This window comes from Kitasatospora sp. NPDC036755 (assembly GCF_040636595.1).
Lineage (GTDB): Bacteria > Actinomycetota > Actinomycetes > Streptomycetales > Streptomycetaceae > Kitasatospora.
Map to the genome: position 1 here is coordinate 1 of NZ_JBEZUT010000057.1, position 17790 is coordinate 17790.

The window sequence follows — 17790 nt, forward strand, 5'->3', positions numbered from 1 at the left end:
GACCGCCCCGCCGAGGTGCTGGACTGCGCCTGCGGCATCGGCACCCAAGCGATCGGCGAGAAGTCGGCCCGTCCGACTTCTCGCGCAGCTCCGTTCAGAGCAGTCCGTCGTGGCTCTCGCACTTCAGGTAGCCGCTGGCGGTGGCCGCGCCTCCGGCCATGTCGGTGACCGGCAGGTCGGCGAACGTCACGGTGTCCAGGGTGCGGGCGGCCGCCGCGCCGACCGGCGCCTCTCCGGCCCACACGACGGCGTGGTCGTCCTCGCCCATGGTCATCACCGCGTTCATCGTCCCCGCCCCGTCGAAGGTGATGATCGCACTGGCCTTCGTGGAACCGGTGCCCACCGCCGTCAGGACGAGCTTGCCGGACGTCGACTTGCCGCCCAGGCAGGCCCCCGCCTCGAGCTGGTAGGTGCCGCCACCGGGGCCCTTGATGGTCACGGTGTTGACCGCGCCGGCGGGCGCCGCGCCGCCCGCCGTCTTCGTCGGGGCGGGCGTCTTCGGCGCGTCGGCCGGCACCGAGGTCGCCCCGCCCGGGGCGGTGGCGCTCGGGGCGGCGGCAGTCGGGGCTGCGGAGCCCGACGCGGCGGAGCTCGGGGCGGTGCTCTCCGGCCCGGTGGTCTTCGTGGACGACGAGGAGGAGGACGAGGAGCCACAGGCCGTGAGCAGGAGGGCGGACATGCCGACGATCGCAACGGAGTACACACGAGTCATTCGCATCATGAAGGGAACGTAACGCGCCCATGTGACAGAACATCAGCCGAAAGCTCACAAGTTCGTTCCGGTCCGGTCTCCGAACACACCGCCGCCCGCCGTCCCGGGCGGATGAGAACACCGGGTACTTCGGCGGCACGGACCTCACCCGCCGGGCTCCGCCGGCACCCGGTCAGCGGCCGACCTCGCGCAGCCGGAAGTCCTCGACCGTCTCCCGGCGGATCAGCAGCCGGGCCCGGCCGTCCTTCACCGCGACCACGGCCGGGCGGCCGACCAGGTTGTAGCCGGACGCCATGGACAGCTGGTAGGCGCCGGCCGCCGGCATCGCCAGGAGGTCGCCCGGGCGCAGGTCGGCGGGCAGGGCGGCGTCCCGGACCAGCACGTCCCCGGCCTCGCAGTGGCGGCCGACCACGTCCGCCCTCGCCTCGCCCGCCTCCGACCGGCGCCCGACCAGCCTCACCGCGTACGGCGATCCGTACAGGGCCGGGCGCGGGTTGTCGCTCATGCCCCCGTCCACCGCGACGAAGCTCCGGCCGTCGGCACCGTGCTTGACGGACAGCACCCGGTAGACCGCCACGGCGGCCGGTCCGGCGACCGCGCGGCCGGGTTCGACGATCAGCCGGGGCACGTCCAGCCCGGCCTCGGCGCAGCGCACCGCCAGCCGGTCGGTGACGCGCACCGCGAACTCGGCGAGGTCCAGCTCCTCGTCCCCCTCCAGGTAGCGGATGCCGTGGCCACCGCCGAGGTCCAGCTCCGGCAGCTCCACGCCGTGCCGCTCCCGCACCTCGGCGAGCAGCCGCACCATCGCGTCCACCGCCGACAGGTAGGGGTCGACCGAGGTGATCTGCGAACCCAGGTGGCAGTGCAGGCCGGCCAGTTCGAGCCCCGGCTGGTCGAGCACCCGGGCGATGGCGTCCGCCGCGTCGCCGCCCTCGACCGGGAAGCCGAACTTCTGCCCGCCGACGCCCGTCCGCACCGCCGCGTGGTGCCCGGCGGCGATCCCCGGGACGACCCGGACCAGTACCTTCTGCGGCGTGTCGGCGGCCACCAGCGCGGCCAGCCGCGCGATCTCCGCCGGGCCGTCGATGACGATCCGTCCGACCCGCAGCCGACGGGCCAGCCGCAGTTCCTCGGGGGACTTGGCGTTGCCGTGCAGCAGGATCCGCTGGGCCGGGAAGCCCGCCGAGACCGCCAGCCACAGCTCGCCCGACGAGCAGACGTCCAGCCCCAGCCCCTCCTGCTCCACCCAGTCGGCCATCGCGCTGCAGAGGAACGCCTTGGCCGCGTACAGCACTTCGGCGTGCGGCAGCGCCCGCCGGTAGGCCCGGGCCCGGCCCCGCACCTCGGCCTCGTCCAGCACGTAGAGCGGGGTGCCGAACCGCTCGGCGGCCTCGGCCAGCCCCACCCCGCCGACCAGCAGCTCGGCTCCCCGGCCGGGCCGCGCCGAGGCCGGCCAGGGGGCGCCGAGCGCGTCGGCGGGGGCGGAGGGGGCGGGCGGGGCGACGAGCTGGGTCATGGCGGCTGCTCCTGTGGGTGGGTGCGCGGGCGACGGGTCGGTCCTCCCCGGGGGCCGCGGCTCCGCCGCCGCGCGTCTCCGGCCCGCGCGGCGGCGGGCCGGTCGGACCACTCGGCGACGGGCCGGCCCTCGGGGTGGGCGGCGGTCAGTCCTCGTAGTGCATCGCGAACCGGCAGTGCGCCGGACGGGTGCGCTCGCGGTCGGCCGCCGGGGCCGGTTCCGGCGGCTCGGGGCGGTCCCGCCGCCAGGCGACGGGCACCGGGCGGACCGTCCGTTCCAGCGGCTCGTCGACGTCGATCACGGCGGTGGCGGTGGTCATGGCAGGAGTCCCTTCGGGTGGCGGCCCGTGCGGGCCGTACCCCTCCAGTGGAGACCCTCCGCACACCGACCGCACCCGTCCTTGACGCATGGCGTACGTCGCGGCCGCCGTCCTTGACGCCCCCCTGACAGCGGCCCGGCCGGGGTGTCAGGGGTCCGTCAAGAACGGGCTCCGCGCCGCCAGGGCCCCGTCAAGGCGGGCATGTTCCCCGGTTCGCCGGTGGTGGGCTTTCCGCCGTCCCCGCAGCCCCACCGAACCCACCGCCCGGCAGTCGACCGGGCGGCCCGGAAGGTCCCCCGAGACGATGCGCCGTTCGGCCCTCACCACCCCGGACCCCACCCCCGACCGGCAGAACCGGTTCCGCCGCCCGGCCCGCACCCCGACCCCCGCGCCCGAGCCGCCGCCGAGCCACCGGCCCGGCTCCCCCGGCGGCCGCCGCCGGCTGATCACCCGCCGGCAACTGGCCGAGGCGCTGCCCGCCGCCGTCCGCAAGCTCCACCCGCGCACCATGATGCGCAACCCGGTGATGCTGGTCGTCGAGACCGGCTCCGCGCTCACCACCATCAGCGCCGTGCTGCACCCGGGCGTCTTCGCCTGGGTGATCTCCTTCTGGCTCTGGCTGACCGTGCTGTTCGCCAACCTCGCCGAGGCCGTCGCCGAGAGCCGCGGCAAGGCACAGGCCGAGTCCCTGCGCCGCGCCCAGTCCGCCACCACCGCCCGGCGGCTGCTGCGCTGGCGGGTCGGCACCCGCGACCACCGCCACGAGGTGATCGCCGCCGAGCAGTTGATGCTGCACGACATCGTGCTCGTCCCGGCCGGCGAGGTGATCCCGCGGGACGGCGAGGTCGTCGAGGGCGTCGCCAGCGTGGACGAGTCGGCGATCACCGGGGAGTCCGCCCCGGTGATCCGCGAGTCCGGCGGCGACCGCACCGGCGTCACCGGCGGCACGAAGGTGCTCTCCGACCACCTGGTCGTCCGGGTCACCTCCCGGCCCGGGCAGAGCTTCGTGGACCGCATGATCGCCCTGGTCGAGGGCGCCGACCGGCAGAAGACGCCGAACGAGATCGCGCTCAACATCCTGCTGGCCTCGCTGACCATCGTCTTCCTGCTCTCGGTGGTCTCGCTCCAGCCGATGGCCATCTACGCCGGCGCGCCCCAGACCACCATCGTGCTCGTCGCGTTGATGGTCGCGCTCATCCCGACCACGATCGGCGCCCTGCTCTCCGCGATCGGCATCGCCGGCATGGACCGGCTGGTCCAGCGCAACGTGGTGGCCCTCTCCGGCCGGGCGGTGGAGGCCGCCGGGGACGTGGACGTGCTGCTGCTCGACAAGACCGGCACCATCACCCACGGAAACCGCCGGGCCGTCGCCCTGCACCCGCTGCCCGGCGCCACCACCGAACAGCTGGCCGAGGCCGCCCAGTTGGCCTCCGTCGCGGACGAAACCCCGGAGGGGCGGTCGCTGATCGAACTGACGAACCGTCAGTACTGGGTGCCGCCGCGCTCCCCCGGCGAACTGGGCGAACAGCACCCCGTGCCGTTCACCGCGCACAGCCGGATGAGCGGCGTCGACCTCACCTGGCCGGACGGCACCACCTGCCTGATCCGCAAGGGCGCCGCCGGCGCCGTCGCCCGCTGGGTGGCGGACTCCGGCGGGCGGCTGCCGGCGGAGGCCGAGCCACTGGTCGGCCGGATCGCCGGGGCCGGCGGCACCCCGCTTCTGGTCGCCGTCCACGACCGGCACGGCGCAAGGGCGTTGGGCGTGGTCGAACTCAAGGACGTGGTGAAGGAGGGCATCGCCGAACGCTTCGCCGAACTGCGGCGGATGGGCATCCGCACCGTCATGGTCACCGGGGACAACCCGCTGACCGCACGCGCCATCGCCGCCGAGGCCGGAGTGGACGACGTGCTCGCCGAGGCCACCCCGGAGGACAAACTCGCCCACCTGCGGCGCGAACAGGCCGCCGGGAACATGGTCGCGATGACCGGCGACGGCACCAACGACGCCCCCGCACTCGCCCAGGCCGACGTCGGCGTCGCGATGAACTCCGGCACCCCGGCCGCCAAGGAGGCCGGGAACATGGTCGACCTCGACTCCAACCCGGCGAAGCTGATCGACATCGTCCGGGTCGGCAAGCAACTCCTCATCACCCGGGGAGCGTTGACCACCTTCTCGATCACCAACGACGTGGCCAAGTTCTTCGCGATCATCCCCGCGATGTTCGCGAACGCCCACCCCGGGCTGCACCACCTCAACATCATGGAACTGCACAGCCCCACCTCGGCGATCGCCTCCGCGATCATCTTCAACGCCCTGATCATCGTCGCCCTGATCCCGCTCGCCCTGCGCGGCGTGCGCTACCAGCCCGCCTCCGCGACCGACCTGCTCCGGCGCAACCTGCGGGTGTACGGACTGGGCGGGCTGGTCCTGCCGTTCCTCGGCATCAAGGCGATCGACCTGCTCATCCAGTTCGTGCCGGGCCTGGGCTGACGGACCGGCCCGCGGAGCCCGACGGCCCTGTCAGAAGGCCGTCAAGATGTGTGCGACCTGCGTCATGGTGGTGTCAGCGGCGGTACGGAGGCGTCCGTTCCGGGGTTCACTGGAGTCATCCGAAGCAAGGAGTGCCGAACCGGCGGAGCCCGATGGAGAGAACCGCCGGAGAGACGGAGGCGAACGGCCATGACCGGGACCACCCGAGTGATCGTCGGCCTGAGCGGATCACTGAGCAGTCTGGCCGCCCTCTACCACGCCGTCGGCGAGGCGGCCCGGCAGCAGTCCGTCCTGGTCCCCGTCGCCGCCTGGGCGACGAACGACCGGGACGGCCTGCGCCCGCGCTCCGAACTGGAGCACGCCGCCCGCCGGCGCCTGGACATCGCCTTCGAACAGGCCTACGGCGGCTACCCGTCCGACCTGGTCATCCACCCCCTGGTGATCGACTCCGAGCCCGGCCCCGCCCTGGTCGGCGCCGTCACCGGCCCGGAGGACCTGCTCGTCCTCGGCGCCGCCACCCGCCGCCGCCTCGACCGCCTGCGGCACGGCTCCGTCGCCCGGCACTGCCGCCACCGGGCCGGCTGCCGGGTCGTCGAGGTCTCACCCTCCGCGCTGCTCACCCGCCTCGAACTCCCCGCCCGCACGGGCGCGCCACTCCCCCTGCTGGCCCGCTGACGACGTTCACCCGACTGCCCGTCCGACTTCCCGACCTCCCGCCCGCCCGCGGGCCCCGGCCACTGAGCCCGGGTCCGCGGGCGGGCGTGCTCGCGCCCGTGCTCCCCTCCGGACCGAGCACCCGCACGCCGGCCGCGAACAGGGCGATCAGTGCCGTCAGCGCGGCAACTGACGGCTGGTGCGTCCCATCGGTCCCGTCCTCCCCCGCCACTGCGGCCCCTCGGCGCCACTACGGCCCCACGGCCGTCGGACCCGGCCGGGGAAGCGGAGCTCCGTACTCAAAGTAGCCGCACCGGCACTGGCCGACACGCCACTGCGAGCCGGGGTTCCACAACTTCGACAAGCATGTCGAAGTTGGCATGCCCGGGCTATGCTGGCCCGAAGCCCGGAAGCCCGCCCGCAGCGGGACCCCCGCCCCGTCGACGAACGCACCACTCAGGCGCGGCCGACCGGAAGGAGGTGCGCTCCGAACCTCCCGCGGACGGCCAACCAGCCGCCGATCTCATCGATTTGACGGTCCGTCAATTCCGGTCCGCAATTTCACCGCCAGAGCCGTGACGCGTGCCCCGGGCCGCTCGCCGCCGTTGTACGGAAGGTGAATCGCCGCGCCCGCCCGAAACCCCCGGTCACCCTGCCGAGGAAGAGGTTCCGCATGACGACGTCCCGGACCCACCCGCGCCCCGCCGAAGCCGCGGTGCTGCTCACCGTGCTCGGCCTGCTCGTCCTCGAGGAGATCGCCCTCGGCATGGCCGAGGAGGACGACCGCCCCGTCATCGGCGGCATCCTGATCGGCGCCTCCGGCACCGGCCTGCTGGTCGTCGGCGCGGTGCTGCTCAGCCGCTGGATCGACCTCCGCCGCCCGCTCCCACTGCCCCCACCCGGCCCCAACGGCCGCGAGTACAGCGCCCGCGCCCTCGAAGGCTTCCCCATGGAGGCCGTACGCCCCCTGCTGCTCGCCGAGAACGCGCCCCAGCTCGCCCACCTGTACTCCGCCTGGATGCTCGCCCGGGCCGGCCGCCCGGCCCCCTGGATCGCCCGACGCCTCGCCATCCCCCCGAGCGCCGCCCAACTCCTCGTCGACGCCGCCCGCTCGGCGAGACTCGATCAGCGCCGCTGACCGGGCGCCGCACCCGCCTGCGCCACCAGGTACGGCACCAGCCCGCGCTCCACCAGCGCCGACCGCCAGGCCTCCCGCGCCAGCCGCAGCTCCCCAGCCCCGTCCGCCGCTTCCCCGGCCTCCGCCCCGCTCGACCGGGCCGCACCCAGCAACCCCAGCCCGCCCACCAGCAGACTCACCGCGCCCGCCCCGGCCGACACCCACCCGGCGTCCATCAGCGCCCCCGCCAGCACCCCCAGGTCCTCGACCAGCCCCAGCAGGGAGCCCAGCACCAGGAAGATCACCGCCGCCGTCACCGCGATGATCGGCACGACCACCCCCAGCACACCCCACCACCCCGAAGCCCGCTCCCGGGCCGGCACATCCCTCGGCGACCGCGCCACCGCGTCCGCATCCGCCCGCAGCGCCGCGTACCGCTCGTACTCCGGCGCCGCCGCGGCCAGCACGAACCCGACGTCGTCCCGCGCCGCCCGCCGCAACCGCTCCACACCCCGCGCGTCCTCCCCCGTCGCCCGCAGAGCAGCCCGCACCCGCGGCGCGGACAACGCCCGCCCGAGCTCCGTCTCGAAGTCCGCCCGATCCTGCTGCGGCAGCCGAAGCGGCCCGTCCATGCTCGTCCCCGATCGCCGTGCGTTTTGTTCTACAGAACTGTAGAACAAGGAGCCGGGTCGAAGCAGCCCTGTTCACGGGTGGATTCGGTGCTCAGGACGGGTCGGCCATGGGCACCCGGGCAAGGGCGTCACGGATCAGCTGGGCAACGTCGGGGGCCTCGATGCCCCATTCCCGGTACCAGTCGACGATCTGCGCCATCGAGTGCCCGGTCCGCAGCGACGCCTTCAGCAGCCGGCTCAGGCCGACATCGCCGATCCACAGCATGTCGACACCTCCGGCAACGAGGTCGGCGGCCTCGTCCGGCGTGAGTCCGGTCGGCAGATCGTCACAGGACGACACGATCCCTCGGGCCTTCAGGTGGCGGGCCAACTCTCCGGGAAGGCAGTGCAGCCTGCGAGCCCATGCGATCAAGCGCGCGAACGGCACCGTGTCTCCCACCCGCAGGCTGCCCCAGTCCATGGCGCTGCCGGGCGAGAAGAGTTCCTTGTCCAACCGGGTGAGCTCGTCCGGCAGGACGATCGGGACCTCCACGCCATAGGCCCTGAAACGGTCGACCACGTCGCGCAGTGAGCAGTTCCTCGATCCGGGCAGCTCGAACAGTCGCCTGTAGGTCAGGTCGGCCACGTCGCTCCGCCGCCCTCTGTCCATGAACAGCTCCAGATCCGCCGAACAGGCATCCGACGGCATCTGCGGCACCCGGAACCCCGCGGTCCCGAGCACCTCCGCCGCCCGAGTCGGTGAGATCCCCAAATCCTTCTCCGCCCAGAGCAGATGATCCGCGGGCACCCCTTCCGAACGCGTCAACCACGGGCCGTTTCCGTTGAGGTTCCGGCTCAACAGCATCAGAGTCTCATCCGAGGGGAACGGTGGCAGGCCCGTCGCATCCGTCTGAAGGCCGTACTTCGCCATGGCTTCGGCGACCCGCTCCACCGGCATCCTGTGCGCTCGACCTGATTCGGCCAGGAAGCCCGGCGGAACCTCGCCTGCCGGCTCCGGCCCGCCCCAGAACGTTCCGCCCCCGGACCGCTTCCAGAGGAAGATCGGATCGGTATCGACAGCGATCGCGAGATTCACCACCTCGCGGGTGACTTCTCGGCCCCAGCCCACCCAGACACCCGCCGCAGCCGCTGCTGGAATCCCTCTCAGGTCGGCGATGACCAGCAGGTTGTTGACGTGCGCGAACCAGTGACCGTCATCCTGCCGCAAGCGAGAACCCGGTTCACGGGGGATGCCGAACTCGGCAGCCCTGGTGCGAGCGGTCTCGGGTGTGACACCGAGATCGCGGGACAGTTTCGTGAGCCAACCGTCCTCGAAATGCAGCCAGGACCAACTCCTCAGGCCCTCCTCGACGACCGGCGCCAGAACGGCGATGTCGGACGGAATCGCCGGGCGTACCTGCCGATCTCCCATCAACTCCGCGCATGTCCGCGCCAGTTCAGGTGCCGAATTCTCCAGTCCGTGGGCCAGCATCCGCCAGAGCAGCACCTCGTCCGGAAGGCTTCCCGTAACGCGCTCCCTGGCCGGTTCCGCCGCATCCTCGAACCACGCGAGGATCTCACCGTCCGCCAGGAAACAGCCGGTACTGCGAGTGTCGTAGTCGATCCCGCGGAATTCCAGCGGTCGCCCCTGCCGAATGACCTCGACGGCCACCAGGTCGGCGAGCTGATGGTTCTCCTCCGTCACTCGGTGGATCCACTCCATGCTCAGCACCGCCGAGTCGTTGCTCACGAACTCGGCCACTGCGGCCTCCAGCAGTCCTCGGACCGTCTCCGACCGGTCACTGATGACGCGGCGGCGGTCGACGGACAGTGTCCTCGGTGACAGCCGCCCGGTGAGGTTCACCACCGCTCCCGACAGTCCGCCCGCCGAAACGACCCCGCACACCACCTCCGGTTCGACCACCAGGCCGTCCACCAGTAGGGCCCCGCCGTGTTGACACCACACCACCTGCACATCCGCGGGGGCACCGCCCCAGGGCGTCGTCGTGCCCCAGGCGTTGAGGCCGAAGGTCTCGCCTTCGGGCGCCTTCCGGGGCTTCAGGACGCCGGGGTCCCAGTTCGCCCTCCGGTCGCCGTGTGCCGCCGAGGTGGGGAACTCGGCGATGGCCAGGAGGCGTTCGAGGACGTCCACGCACGACCAGGTCTCGGCCGTCCCGATGTCGTCCCGCAGGTACAGCCGCACGGCGGTGCCCGGCTCGCGGCCCCGCTCCTCCCGCTCGGCGATGCGGAAGAGGTGGCTCGGGCCGTAGATGGAGACTTCCAGTTGCGGGCCCAGCCGGCCGGAGGCGTCCATGCGGCAGGTGGTCACCCGGATCTCGTCGGCGAGCATGAAGTAGCTCAGGACGCCGATGCCGAAGCGGCTGTTGGGGTACAGCTCGACGGGCGGCTCGGCCTTGCGCCACTCGGCTTGTTCGAGTTTGAAGTCCAGCTGCTCCGCGAAGCGGGCGCCGGCGTTGGAGAAGACTCCCCGCAGCTCCTCCTCGCCCATGCCGACACCGTTGTCCTGGCATTCCAGGTAGGCGCGGCCGTTCTCGTCCACGCCCTGGCGGAACTCGATGCGGCCGTCGTAGGAGAGGTCGCCGCCCAGGCGGAAGGTCCGCGACCGGTCCAGGTACTGCACGCGGGCCCGCGCGTAGCGGCAGGCGTCGAGGGCGTTCTGGTAGAGCTCGCGGACGGCGAGGTCCCGGTCGCGGTAGAGCTCGACGCCCATCAGCAGGCTGCGGATGCGGCGTTCGTCCATGCGGAACCGCGCCCAGCCGGTGAAGGCCCCGCTTGCCGGGGCGGCTTCGTCGGAGGTGAGGCGGGTGGGGAGCGGGTGGTCGGTGAGGACGCGGCGGACGGCGTGGAGGAGTTCGTCCGCCCGGGCCGTGTACTCGCGCAGGCCTTCGACCACCGCCTCGTGGTGGCATTCGGCGCGCAGCACCGGCAGGTCGTACGAGCCGCCCCACACCGTCCTGTCCAGGGTCCGGCGCAGGTCGGTGAGGTCGACCTCGTCCGGGATGCCGAGGTGTTCGGCGACGATCTCGGGCAGGGCGGTCATTTCGATGGCGGTCCCGTACGCCAGTGCCAGCAGGAGCGCCAACCGTGGCTCGCGGACGTGTTGTTCGCCGGGTGCGCGCAGGTGGTCGTCGGTGCTGAGGCTCGCCAGGTAGTCGCGGTTGCCGACGTCGGGGCCTCTGTGCAGGCCGTGCAGCAGCGCGCAGACGCGCTTGGTCGAGAAGGTCTCGTCGAGTTCGGCGAGCATCGGCAGGAGGTCGAGGAGCTCCCGGACGCCGTCGGGGTCGGCGAGGTCCTCGTGCTGGTCGAGCCAGCGGTGGAAGAGCCACCAGCCGAGGGGGACGGCGGAGGCGGGGCGGGTTCGGGTGCGGCCCACGAGCAGGTCGTGGGACTCGATGAACTGCTCGTACGCGGCCCGGTCGGCGTCGGGGCGGGGTGAGGGGGCGAGGTCGGTCGGCCCGACGCTCGCCATCGCCGCTGCCAGCCTCAGCGAGCGGACGCGATAGAGGAAGGGCAGCACGGCCAGCAGCGCGGCTTCGGCCGGGTAGAGGTCGAGGCGCGTGTCGCCGAGCAGCCGGCTGAGGCGTTTCGTGAAGCGCTCCGCGATCCCGGGGTCCTGCCAGGGGTCTTCGGGGAGTGCCGTCTCGTCGCGCAGCCGGGCCAGTTCGCCGACGGCCCGCAGTGCGACGCGCTGGTAGGGCTCGGTCTCCCGGTCCTCGCGGAGGTGTTTCCAGGCCCGCGATTCGGCTGCGGCCCATACCCACTGGTCGGCCCCGTCGGGGACGGTCGGCGGCCGGCCGGCGCCCACGTGGACGGCTCCGATGTTCTCGGCCTGCACGACCGTCCCGTGCACCGTGCTGTTCACCGTGTTGTCGGCCATCGCTCGCGCCCTCCCCGAGTGCAGGGGACGAGCGTAGGGCAAGCGGCCGCCGCTCAGGAGACGGTCAGGGTGCCGCGCATGAAGTGGTGGAAAGCGCACAGGTACGAGGAGGCGCCCGGTTGGCTCGGGGCGGTGACCGTGGCCGTGGCGCCGGGGGCGACGGGGCCGGTGTCGAAGGTGCCGTCCTGGGCGGTGAGGGTGTGGGGGGTGGTGCCGGTGTTGGTCACGGTCACCACGGTGCCCGGGCGGACGGTGAGGTCGGCCGGTTCGAAGGAGAAGTCGCGCATCGCCACCGTGCCCGCGAACGGGGTCGGTGACGGTGCCGGCGAGGAGGGCTCCGGGGAGGGTGCCGCCGTGGAACCGGTCTCCTCCGGGCCGGGCACCATGAACGAGCTGACGCAGCCGGTCAGTACGGGGCCGGCGGCGAGCAGGAGGGTGGCGGCCCGGAGGAGGGGGCGCATCAGGGGGCGGTGGCGAGCAGTTTGGCCCGTTTGGCGTCGGCGGCGGCCGACGGGGTGGCGCCGATGTTGGAGACGGTGGTGGTGAGGACGGCGTCGGCGTCCGGGATCCAGTTGGTGGTCTTGGACTGGACGAGGACCTGCCGGTGGTGTGCGGTCCCGTCGCAGTTCACGTCGGCTTCGGCGGTGCGGCTGGAGCCGAAGGCGATGACGGAGTTGTCGTCGGGGTCCTTCTGCTCGACGGAGACGGTGAGCGAGCGGGCCTCGTCCGCGACCGAGCAGAGGTAGTCGACGTCCACCCGGACCCGGCCGGGGATCTTGGGGTCGATGAGGGCGTCGCCGAGGGTCACGGTGGTGGCGGGGGTCGGCTCGTCGGCCTGGGCGGGCGCCGCGACGCCGGTGAGGCCGGTGAGAGCCGATGTGAGTACCGTCAGGATGATCCACCGTTGCACTGAAACCTCCCGGTCCGAGGACGTCGTGCGGCCGACGTTAACCGGCTGGGCTTTCGCTCGCCCGCCCAACCGTCCCGAAGGTCATACCAACAGCCCAACGCCCCCGCCTCGGCCGCCGGGGCACTGCGCTCGGCCGCCTGAGCCTGCCCATCGGCACCGGAACGGCAGCGGAACGGCACCGGGACGGGCGCCGCCGCCCGGTTACGCCTCCGGCCGCTCCCGCCCGGCCGCGCCGACGCCGCCGATGAAGTCCAGCAGCCGCTCGTTCACCGCCTCGGGCCGCTCCAGGTTGAGCCCGTGCCCGGCGCGCTCCAGGACCTCCGCCCGCACCCCGGGGATCAGCCGGGTGACCCTCTCCACCACCTGGCGCGGCCTCAGCAGCGCACTGCGCCGGCCCACCAGGACGAACACGGGCAGCCGGACCGACGCCAGCTCCGCGTCCGGAAAGGGGCGGACCGGCGGACGGCCGCTCGGCCGGTAGCCGCGCATCCCGAGCATCAGCGGTGCGATCATCTCGCGCGGCGCGCTCAGCGCCGGGTTGGCCAGCAGCCGCCCGACCGCCGGGCGCAGCGGACGCGGGGCGAGCATCCCGAACAGGCCGGCGACCATGTGGAGGTAGAACCGTGCGGGGACCATCTCGATCCCGCCCGGGTCCAGCGCCGTGACCGAGGCCAGCCGCCCGGGCGCGTGGACGGCCTGGTTGAGTGCCAGCCAGCCGCCGTAGGAGGCCCCGACCAGGTGCACCCGCTCCAGCCCGAGGCCGGCCAGCACCTCGCCCAGCCAGGCGGCGTTCTCCACCGGCCCGGCCGCGACGGCGCGCTGCACGCTGCGGCCGGGGTCGTCCAGGGTGTCGATCGCGTAGACGGGGTGGCGCTCGCCGAGTGCGGCGATCTGCGGGTACCAGTTGGACGGATGCCCGGCGTGGCCGTGCAGCAGCACGACCGGTTCGCCGTCCGCCGCGCCGTGGCGGTGGACGTGGACGCTCCCGTACGCGGTCTCGACGTCCGTTTCCTGGCGCGGGTCCGGCCAGAGTTCCATCGCCTTGTCGTACGCCGCAAGGAACTTCGTCCGGGCCTGCTCGCTGACGAAGTGTCCGACCGCGGTCCTGGTCATGATCCCTCCCCTGTTTGGTGGTATGGTTGTACCACAAAAACATCCGGAAGGAACCCATGCCGAAGCTGGTGGATCACGAGGAACGGCGGGCCCACATCATCGACGCCCTGCTCCGCTCGGCGGCGACCAGCGGGCTGCACTCCGTCACCATGCGGTCGGTGGCGGTCGAGGCGGGCGTGTCCGTGCGGCTGGTCCAGTACTACTTCGATACCAAGGAACAGCTGCTGCTCGCCGCCATGCACCGGCTGACGAGCCGCATGGGCGAACGGGTCCGGCGGCGCGTCCGCGCGAGCGGCGCCGGCACCGACCCGCGCGGGGTCATCGAGGCGGCCCTGCTCGAAGCCGTCCCCACCGACGGGGAGAGCCGGGCCTTCCACCTCATCCACACCGAGTACGCGGTGCTCTCCGTCACCGACCCGGCGCTCGGCGGGCAGACCTTCCTCGCGGCGCCGAACGAAATGGAGGCCTTCCTGGCAGCTCGGCTCGCGGCCGCCCAGCAGGCCGGAACCGCCGACCCCGGCCTGGACGCCCGCCAGGAGGCCGTCGTCCTGCTGGCCGTCTCCGCCGGGCTGGGCCTCAGCGTCCTGCTCGGCCAACGGACGGCCCCGGAGGCGGTCGGAGTCCTGCAGTACCACCTGGGCCGGATCTTCACCGCCCGCGACTGAGGCGCGGGCGCGCGAACGACGGTGCCCCTCCCCCGAAACCCGGGGAAGGGGCACCGGCCGCGGGACCGCCCGGCGCCGCCCGGACCGCGTCCGGGCCAGCCCCGGACAGCTCAGGTCGGCGCAGGTCGGCCCGGCTCGGCCCGGGTCAGCCGCGGATCGCGACCAGCTGGCTGGACCCGTCCGGCAGGCCCGCGATGGCGACCCGCTGGGCCGGGAAGGTGCTGGACCCGTACGGGCCCTGGACAGCGCCGAAGCCGCTCCAACTGCCGTTCCCGGCACGGATCTCGTGGTAGACGTTGCCGTTGGCGCCGATCACCGCCACCTGGGAGGAGCCGTCGCCCATCCCGGCGATGCCGACCGTCCTCGCGGCCATGGTCGGCGTGCCGACACCGGGCAGCGCGGCGAAGCCGCTCCAGGCGCCGTTGGAGAAGCGGCTCTCGTGGTAGACGTTGCCGTCGTTGCCGATCGCCAGCACCTGCGAGGAGCCGTCCGGCATCCCCGCGATGGCGACCCGGCCGGCGGCCATGGTCGGCGTGCCCACCCCGGCCAGCGGGGCGAAGCCGGACCAGTTGCCGTCGGAGAAGCGGCTCTCGTGGTACACGTTGCCGTCGTTGCCGATCGCCAGCACCTGGGCGGAGCCGTCGGGCATGGCGGTGATGGCGACGTCCGCGGCGGCCATGGTCGGCGTGCCCACCCCGGGCAGCGGGCCGAAGCCGGACCAACTGCCGTCGGACTGACGGATCCTGTGGTACACGTTGCCGTCGCCGCCGATCGCCAGCACCTGCGAGGAGCCGTCCGGCATCCCCGCGATGGCGGCGCGCCGGGCGGCCATGGTCGACGTGCCGATGCCGTTCAGGGCCGAGAAGCCGCTCAGCGTGCCGGTGGCGGACCGGGTGGCGTGGTACAGGTTGCCGTCGAGGCCGACGCCCAGCTGCTGCGAGGAGCCGTTCGGCATGCCGGTGACCGCGGTCTCGGAGCCCTTGAACACGCCGGCGCCGCCCGAGCCCGGCATGATCGCGAAGCCGGGCCAGGCGCCCGTGCTCTGCCGGACGCCGAGGAAGAACTGGGAGGACTGGGACGGCGGGGTGCCGGTGAGCTGGACGTCCAGGTAGTCCTGGTCGATGCCGATCGTGACGTTGCCCCAGGTCTCGTTGCCGGGCGAGGCGTACTGGTGGACGCGCTGGTGGCCGGACCAGTAGCCGGCCGGGATGTACGGGTCGTTGGTGTCGGCCGTACCGTTCCAGTTGGCGGCGAAGACGACGTCCGGCATGGCGTAGGCGCTGTTGCCCGCGTTGGCCACGAGGTCCTTCATCCCGGAGGAGGAGCTGCTGTACACACCGGAGTTGAAGCCCCAGGCGTGCAGCTCGTTGGTCCAGGCGGTGAGGAAGGCGAGCACCTGGCCGGTGTACTGCGGGGAGTAGTTCTCCATGTCGTAGTAGAGCACCGCGCCGGGGCCGAAGCCGAGGGCCTGGGCCTGCTTCACCGCGTCGTCGGCGGCGTCGGCGCCTTCCGTGGCCGCGTACTTGATCTGGCTCGCCTGGACGCCCACGTACATCGGCAGGAAGTGCCAGCCGATGCCGGTCTGCTGCTGGACCCAGTTCGCGGTCAGGTTCGGCTGGCTGCAGGCCCGGTTCGAGCCGCCGATGTAGATGCCGACCGCCTGGTAGGGCGAGTTGGCCATCCACGCGCTCATGGCCGCGCCGGACGGCGCCGTGCAGGCGTCGAAGCCCTTGCCGGTGTAGTTGGTGGCGGAGGCGGGTATCGACCCCGCCACCGCGGCGGCCCCGGCGGCGGCCGGCGCCTGCGCGCCCGCGGACTTGGCCGCCACCCGGGGGCCGGCGGCCGGTCCGGTCCGGGGCGCCGGCGGCGCTACGGCCAGGCCCGCAGCGGTGACGATGCCCTGGACCAGCTTCTGGTCGGTGTCGTACGTTCCGGTCACCGTGACGGTGCCGTCGACGGCACGGACCACGCGGGCGACCGGGTTGGACTCCGCCCCGCCCGGCGCGGCCCCGGCGACGGGCTCCACGAGTAGCGCCTCGGTGCGGCCGACCAGTCGGGGCGGGCAGTCCTGCCGGTCCCCGGGGTGGCCGAGGTAGACCGCGTGCTGGTCGAACCGCACGCAGGCGCGCGGGTCGGCGGCCAGGTCGACCACCGGCCAGCTCGCCGGGACGTGGAACACCCGGCCCTGGTACGACACGGCCTTGACGTCCGGCGTCGAGGACGACGCCGCGGACGGTGTCGCGGCCTGCGCGGAGCCCGCGGCGGCGACTGGCACCGTGAACGCGGCTGCCGCCGCGACCACGGCGCGGAGGAAGGTGGATATGCGGGGGTTCACCCAGAAATCTCCTGACATGAAGAAACGGTCCGCCGGCACGACGGACCGCCTCCCCCCGCCTCGGATCACCTTCCGGTGCCGGGGCGGCCGTCGGACGGCGCGTCATCCCGGCGGACAGACGGTATAGATGAAAAGCCCATAGTCGGAAATGCCTCGCCGTTTCCTGGGGAAATCACCCGCCCCGGGACCGGTCTCAGCCCTCGACCGCCGCGTCGAACCGGGCCAGGAACTCGGCCCGCTCGTCCTCGTCCGGCGCGAGCTCCAGCGCCGCGGCGACGTGCTCCCGCGCCCGGCCGTCCCGGAGCAGCCCGTAGACCATCGCCAGGGCGCCGTGCCCGTAGAAGTCGAGCCCCTCCACGGCGGCCAGCCCCTCGGCCAGCCACAGCGCCTCCGCCTCGTTGCCGATGCCGATCTCCGCCTGCACCACGCAGCGCAGCACGTCCGGGTTGTTGGGGCTCGCCCGGTACAGCGCCCGGAGTTCCCGGACGGCGCCGTGGACCTCCTCCGGCTCGGCGGCCAGACCGAGCAGCCGGTCGGGGTTCGACGGGGCGGCCGGCGGCACCGACCGCCAGTGGCCGAGGTGTTCGGATCCGGGAGCGACCCGCTCCAGCTCCCGCAGCGCCCCGTGCCACCGCGCCTCGTCCCCCGCGTGGTGGGCCGCCGCCGCGAGGAGCTCCAGCACCTGCTCGTGATCGGGGTCGAAGTGGTGGGCCCGCTCCAGGACGGCCACCACGTCCGGCCAGTCCACGTCGGTGCGCGGGACGCCGGCCAGCCGGTACAGCACCCTCGCCAGGGCCGTCCACTCGGCCCGGCCGCCCGTCCCGTCGCCGACCAGCTCGGAGAGCAGCCCGGCCTGCTGCCGCATGAGGTCCACCTCCGCCGCGTGCCACCGCGACCAGGCCAGGACCTCGGCGAGCTGCCGTTCGGCCGCGGCGCAGTCGGGGTGGGCCGCGAGCACGCGCTCCAGTTCCCGCCCCGCCCGGTCCACGCTGCCGATCCGGACGTAGGCGCCGGCGAGGTCGCACCGTACAGCCGGACCGTCCGGCCCCGCGTCCGCCAGGAACTCCAACAGCGGTACCGCGTCGGCGAAACCGCCGGTCACCAGGTAGGCCGACGCCAGCGCGTGCAGGTCCCCCGCGCGCGCGTCGGCCGACAGGGCCACCCCCTTCAGGGCGGCCAGCCCCTCCTCGTCCGGCGCGGAGACGAACCGCTCGAAGTGCGCGAGGACTTCGGGACGCGTGTCGTCCCCCCGGTACTGCGGTCGCCAGTCGATGGTCGGTTCACTGTCCACACGGGCCTCCCCAGCCGCCTGCTCCCCCGGCGTGGCCCACCCGGGTCTGCCCACCCTCTCACTCCGCACCGACAAGCCGTCCCGACGCCCGGCCGGGGGGCCTCTCTCCGGAGCCGGCCGCACAGCCCGGTACGGACGCCAGCACGGCACCGACGGCG

14 protein-coding genes are annotated in these 17790 nt (G+C 73.3%); 4 read left to right on the plus strand and 10 right to left on the minus strand.

What is annotated here, in order from left to right; all coding sequences use genetic code 11:
- Positions 1 to 94: 94 nt before the first annotated feature.
- From AB0E96_RS11595 to AB0E96_RS11605, 3 genes are all read right to left on the minus strand, one after another.
- Positions 95 to 679 carry a hypothetical protein gene (locus tag AB0E96_RS11595; RefSeq protein WP_359821540.1) on the minus strand — a complete coding sequence of 195 codons (585 nt, stop codon included), beginning with the start codon at positions 677 to 679 and terminating at the stop codon, positions 95 to 97.
- Between the two features lie 205 nt (positions 680 to 884).
- On the minus strand, positions 885 to 2228 hold the full coding sequence (gene lysA / locus AB0E96_RS11600; RefSeq protein WP_359821542.1) for a diaminopimelate decarboxylase: 1344 nt from the start codon (positions 2226 to 2228) through the stop codon (positions 885 to 887).
- Positions 2229 to 2373: 145 nt separating this feature from the next.
- The gene (locus AB0E96_RS11605) at positions 2374 to 2547 is read right to left on the minus strand and encodes a hypothetical protein (protein ID WP_359821545.1); all 174 of its coding nucleotides are present in this window, start codon (positions 2545 to 2547) and stop codon (positions 2374 to 2376) included.
- A gap of 304 nt (positions 2548 to 2851) precedes the next feature.
- Between AB0E96_RS11605 and kdpB the strand changes: the two genes are divergently transcribed.
- From kdpB to AB0E96_RS11620, 3 genes are all read left to right on the plus strand, one after another.
- A complete protein-coding gene (gene kdpB / locus AB0E96_RS11610; protein WP_359821548.1) occupies positions 2852 to 5038 on the plus strand; it encodes a potassium-transporting ATPase subunit KdpB in 2187 nt (728 codons plus the stop codon).
- Positions 5039 to 5227: 189 nt separating this feature from the next.
- Entirely contained in the window at positions 5228 to 5713 is a 486-nt protein-coding gene (locus tag AB0E96_RS11615) for a universal stress protein (RefSeq protein WP_359821550.1), read from the plus strand.
- A 652-nt stretch (positions 5714 to 6365) separates the two neighbouring features.
- A complete protein-coding gene (locus tag AB0E96_RS11620) occupies positions 6366 to 6830 on the plus strand; it encodes a hypothetical protein (RefSeq protein ID WP_359821553.1) in 465 nt (154 codons plus the stop codon).
- On the opposite strand, the gene AB0E96_RS11625 is transcribed toward AB0E96_RS11620, so the two are convergent.
- The 5 genes from AB0E96_RS11625 to AB0E96_RS11645 form a co-directional block, all read right to left on the minus strand.
- Positions 6818 to 7441: a hypothetical protein gene (locus AB0E96_RS11625; RefSeq protein WP_359821555.1), complete on the minus strand. Its 624-nt coding sequence runs from the start codon at positions 7439 to 7441 to the stop codon at positions 6818 to 6820. The genes AB0E96_RS11620 and AB0E96_RS11625 overlap by 13 nt on opposite strands.
- A 91-nt stretch (positions 7442 to 7532) precedes the next feature.
- Positions 7533 to 11246 carry an ATP-binding protein gene (locus AB0E96_RS11630; protein ID WP_359821557.1) on the minus strand — a complete coding sequence of 1238 codons (3714 nt, stop codon included), beginning with the start codon at positions 11244 to 11246 and terminating at the stop codon, positions 7533 to 7535.
- A 125-nt stretch (positions 11247 to 11371) separates the two neighbouring features.
- Entirely contained in the window at positions 11372 to 11779 is a 408-nt protein-coding gene (locus AB0E96_RS11635; RefSeq protein WP_359821559.1) for a cupredoxin domain-containing protein, read from the minus strand.
- Positions 11779 to 12228 carry a hypothetical protein gene (locus AB0E96_RS11640; protein WP_359821561.1) on the minus strand — a complete coding sequence of 150 codons (450 nt, stop codon included), beginning with the start codon at positions 12226 to 12228 and terminating at the stop codon, positions 11779 to 11781. Before AB0E96_RS11640 ends, AB0E96_RS11635 begins: the two co-directional genes overlap by 1 nt.
- A 201-nt stretch (positions 12229 to 12429) precedes the next feature.
- Complete coding sequence (locus tag AB0E96_RS11645; RefSeq protein ID WP_359821564.1) at positions 12430 to 13341, minus strand: alpha/beta fold hydrolase; 912 nt, start codon at positions 13339 to 13341, stop codon at positions 12430 to 12432.
- Between the two features lie 56 nt (positions 13342 to 13397).
- On the opposite strand from AB0E96_RS11645, the gene AB0E96_RS11650 reads away from it, so the two are divergent.
- Positions 13398 to 14006 carry a TetR/AcrR family transcriptional regulator gene (locus AB0E96_RS11650; protein ID WP_359821567.1) on the plus strand — a complete coding sequence of 203 codons (609 nt, stop codon included), beginning with the start codon at positions 13398 to 13400 and terminating at the stop codon, positions 14004 to 14006.
- Positions 14007 to 14151: 145 nt separating this feature from the next.
- On the opposite strand, the gene AB0E96_RS11655 is transcribed toward AB0E96_RS11650, so the two are convergent.
- Together AB0E96_RS11655 and AB0E96_RS11660 are read right to left on the minus strand one after the other, a co-directional pair.
- Positions 14152 to 16341 (minus strand): glycoside hydrolase domain-containing protein, encoded by a 2190-nt coding sequence (locus tag AB0E96_RS11655; protein WP_359821570.1) that lies wholly within the window; start codon positions 16339 to 16341, stop codon positions 14152 to 14154.
- A gap of 193 nt (positions 16342 to 16534) precedes the next feature.
- Positions 16535 to 17632 (minus strand): tetratricopeptide repeat protein, encoded by a 1098-nt coding sequence (locus tag AB0E96_RS11660; protein WP_359821572.1) that lies wholly within the window; start codon positions 17630 to 17632, stop codon positions 16535 to 16537.
- Positions 17633 to 17790 lie beyond the last annotated feature (158 nt).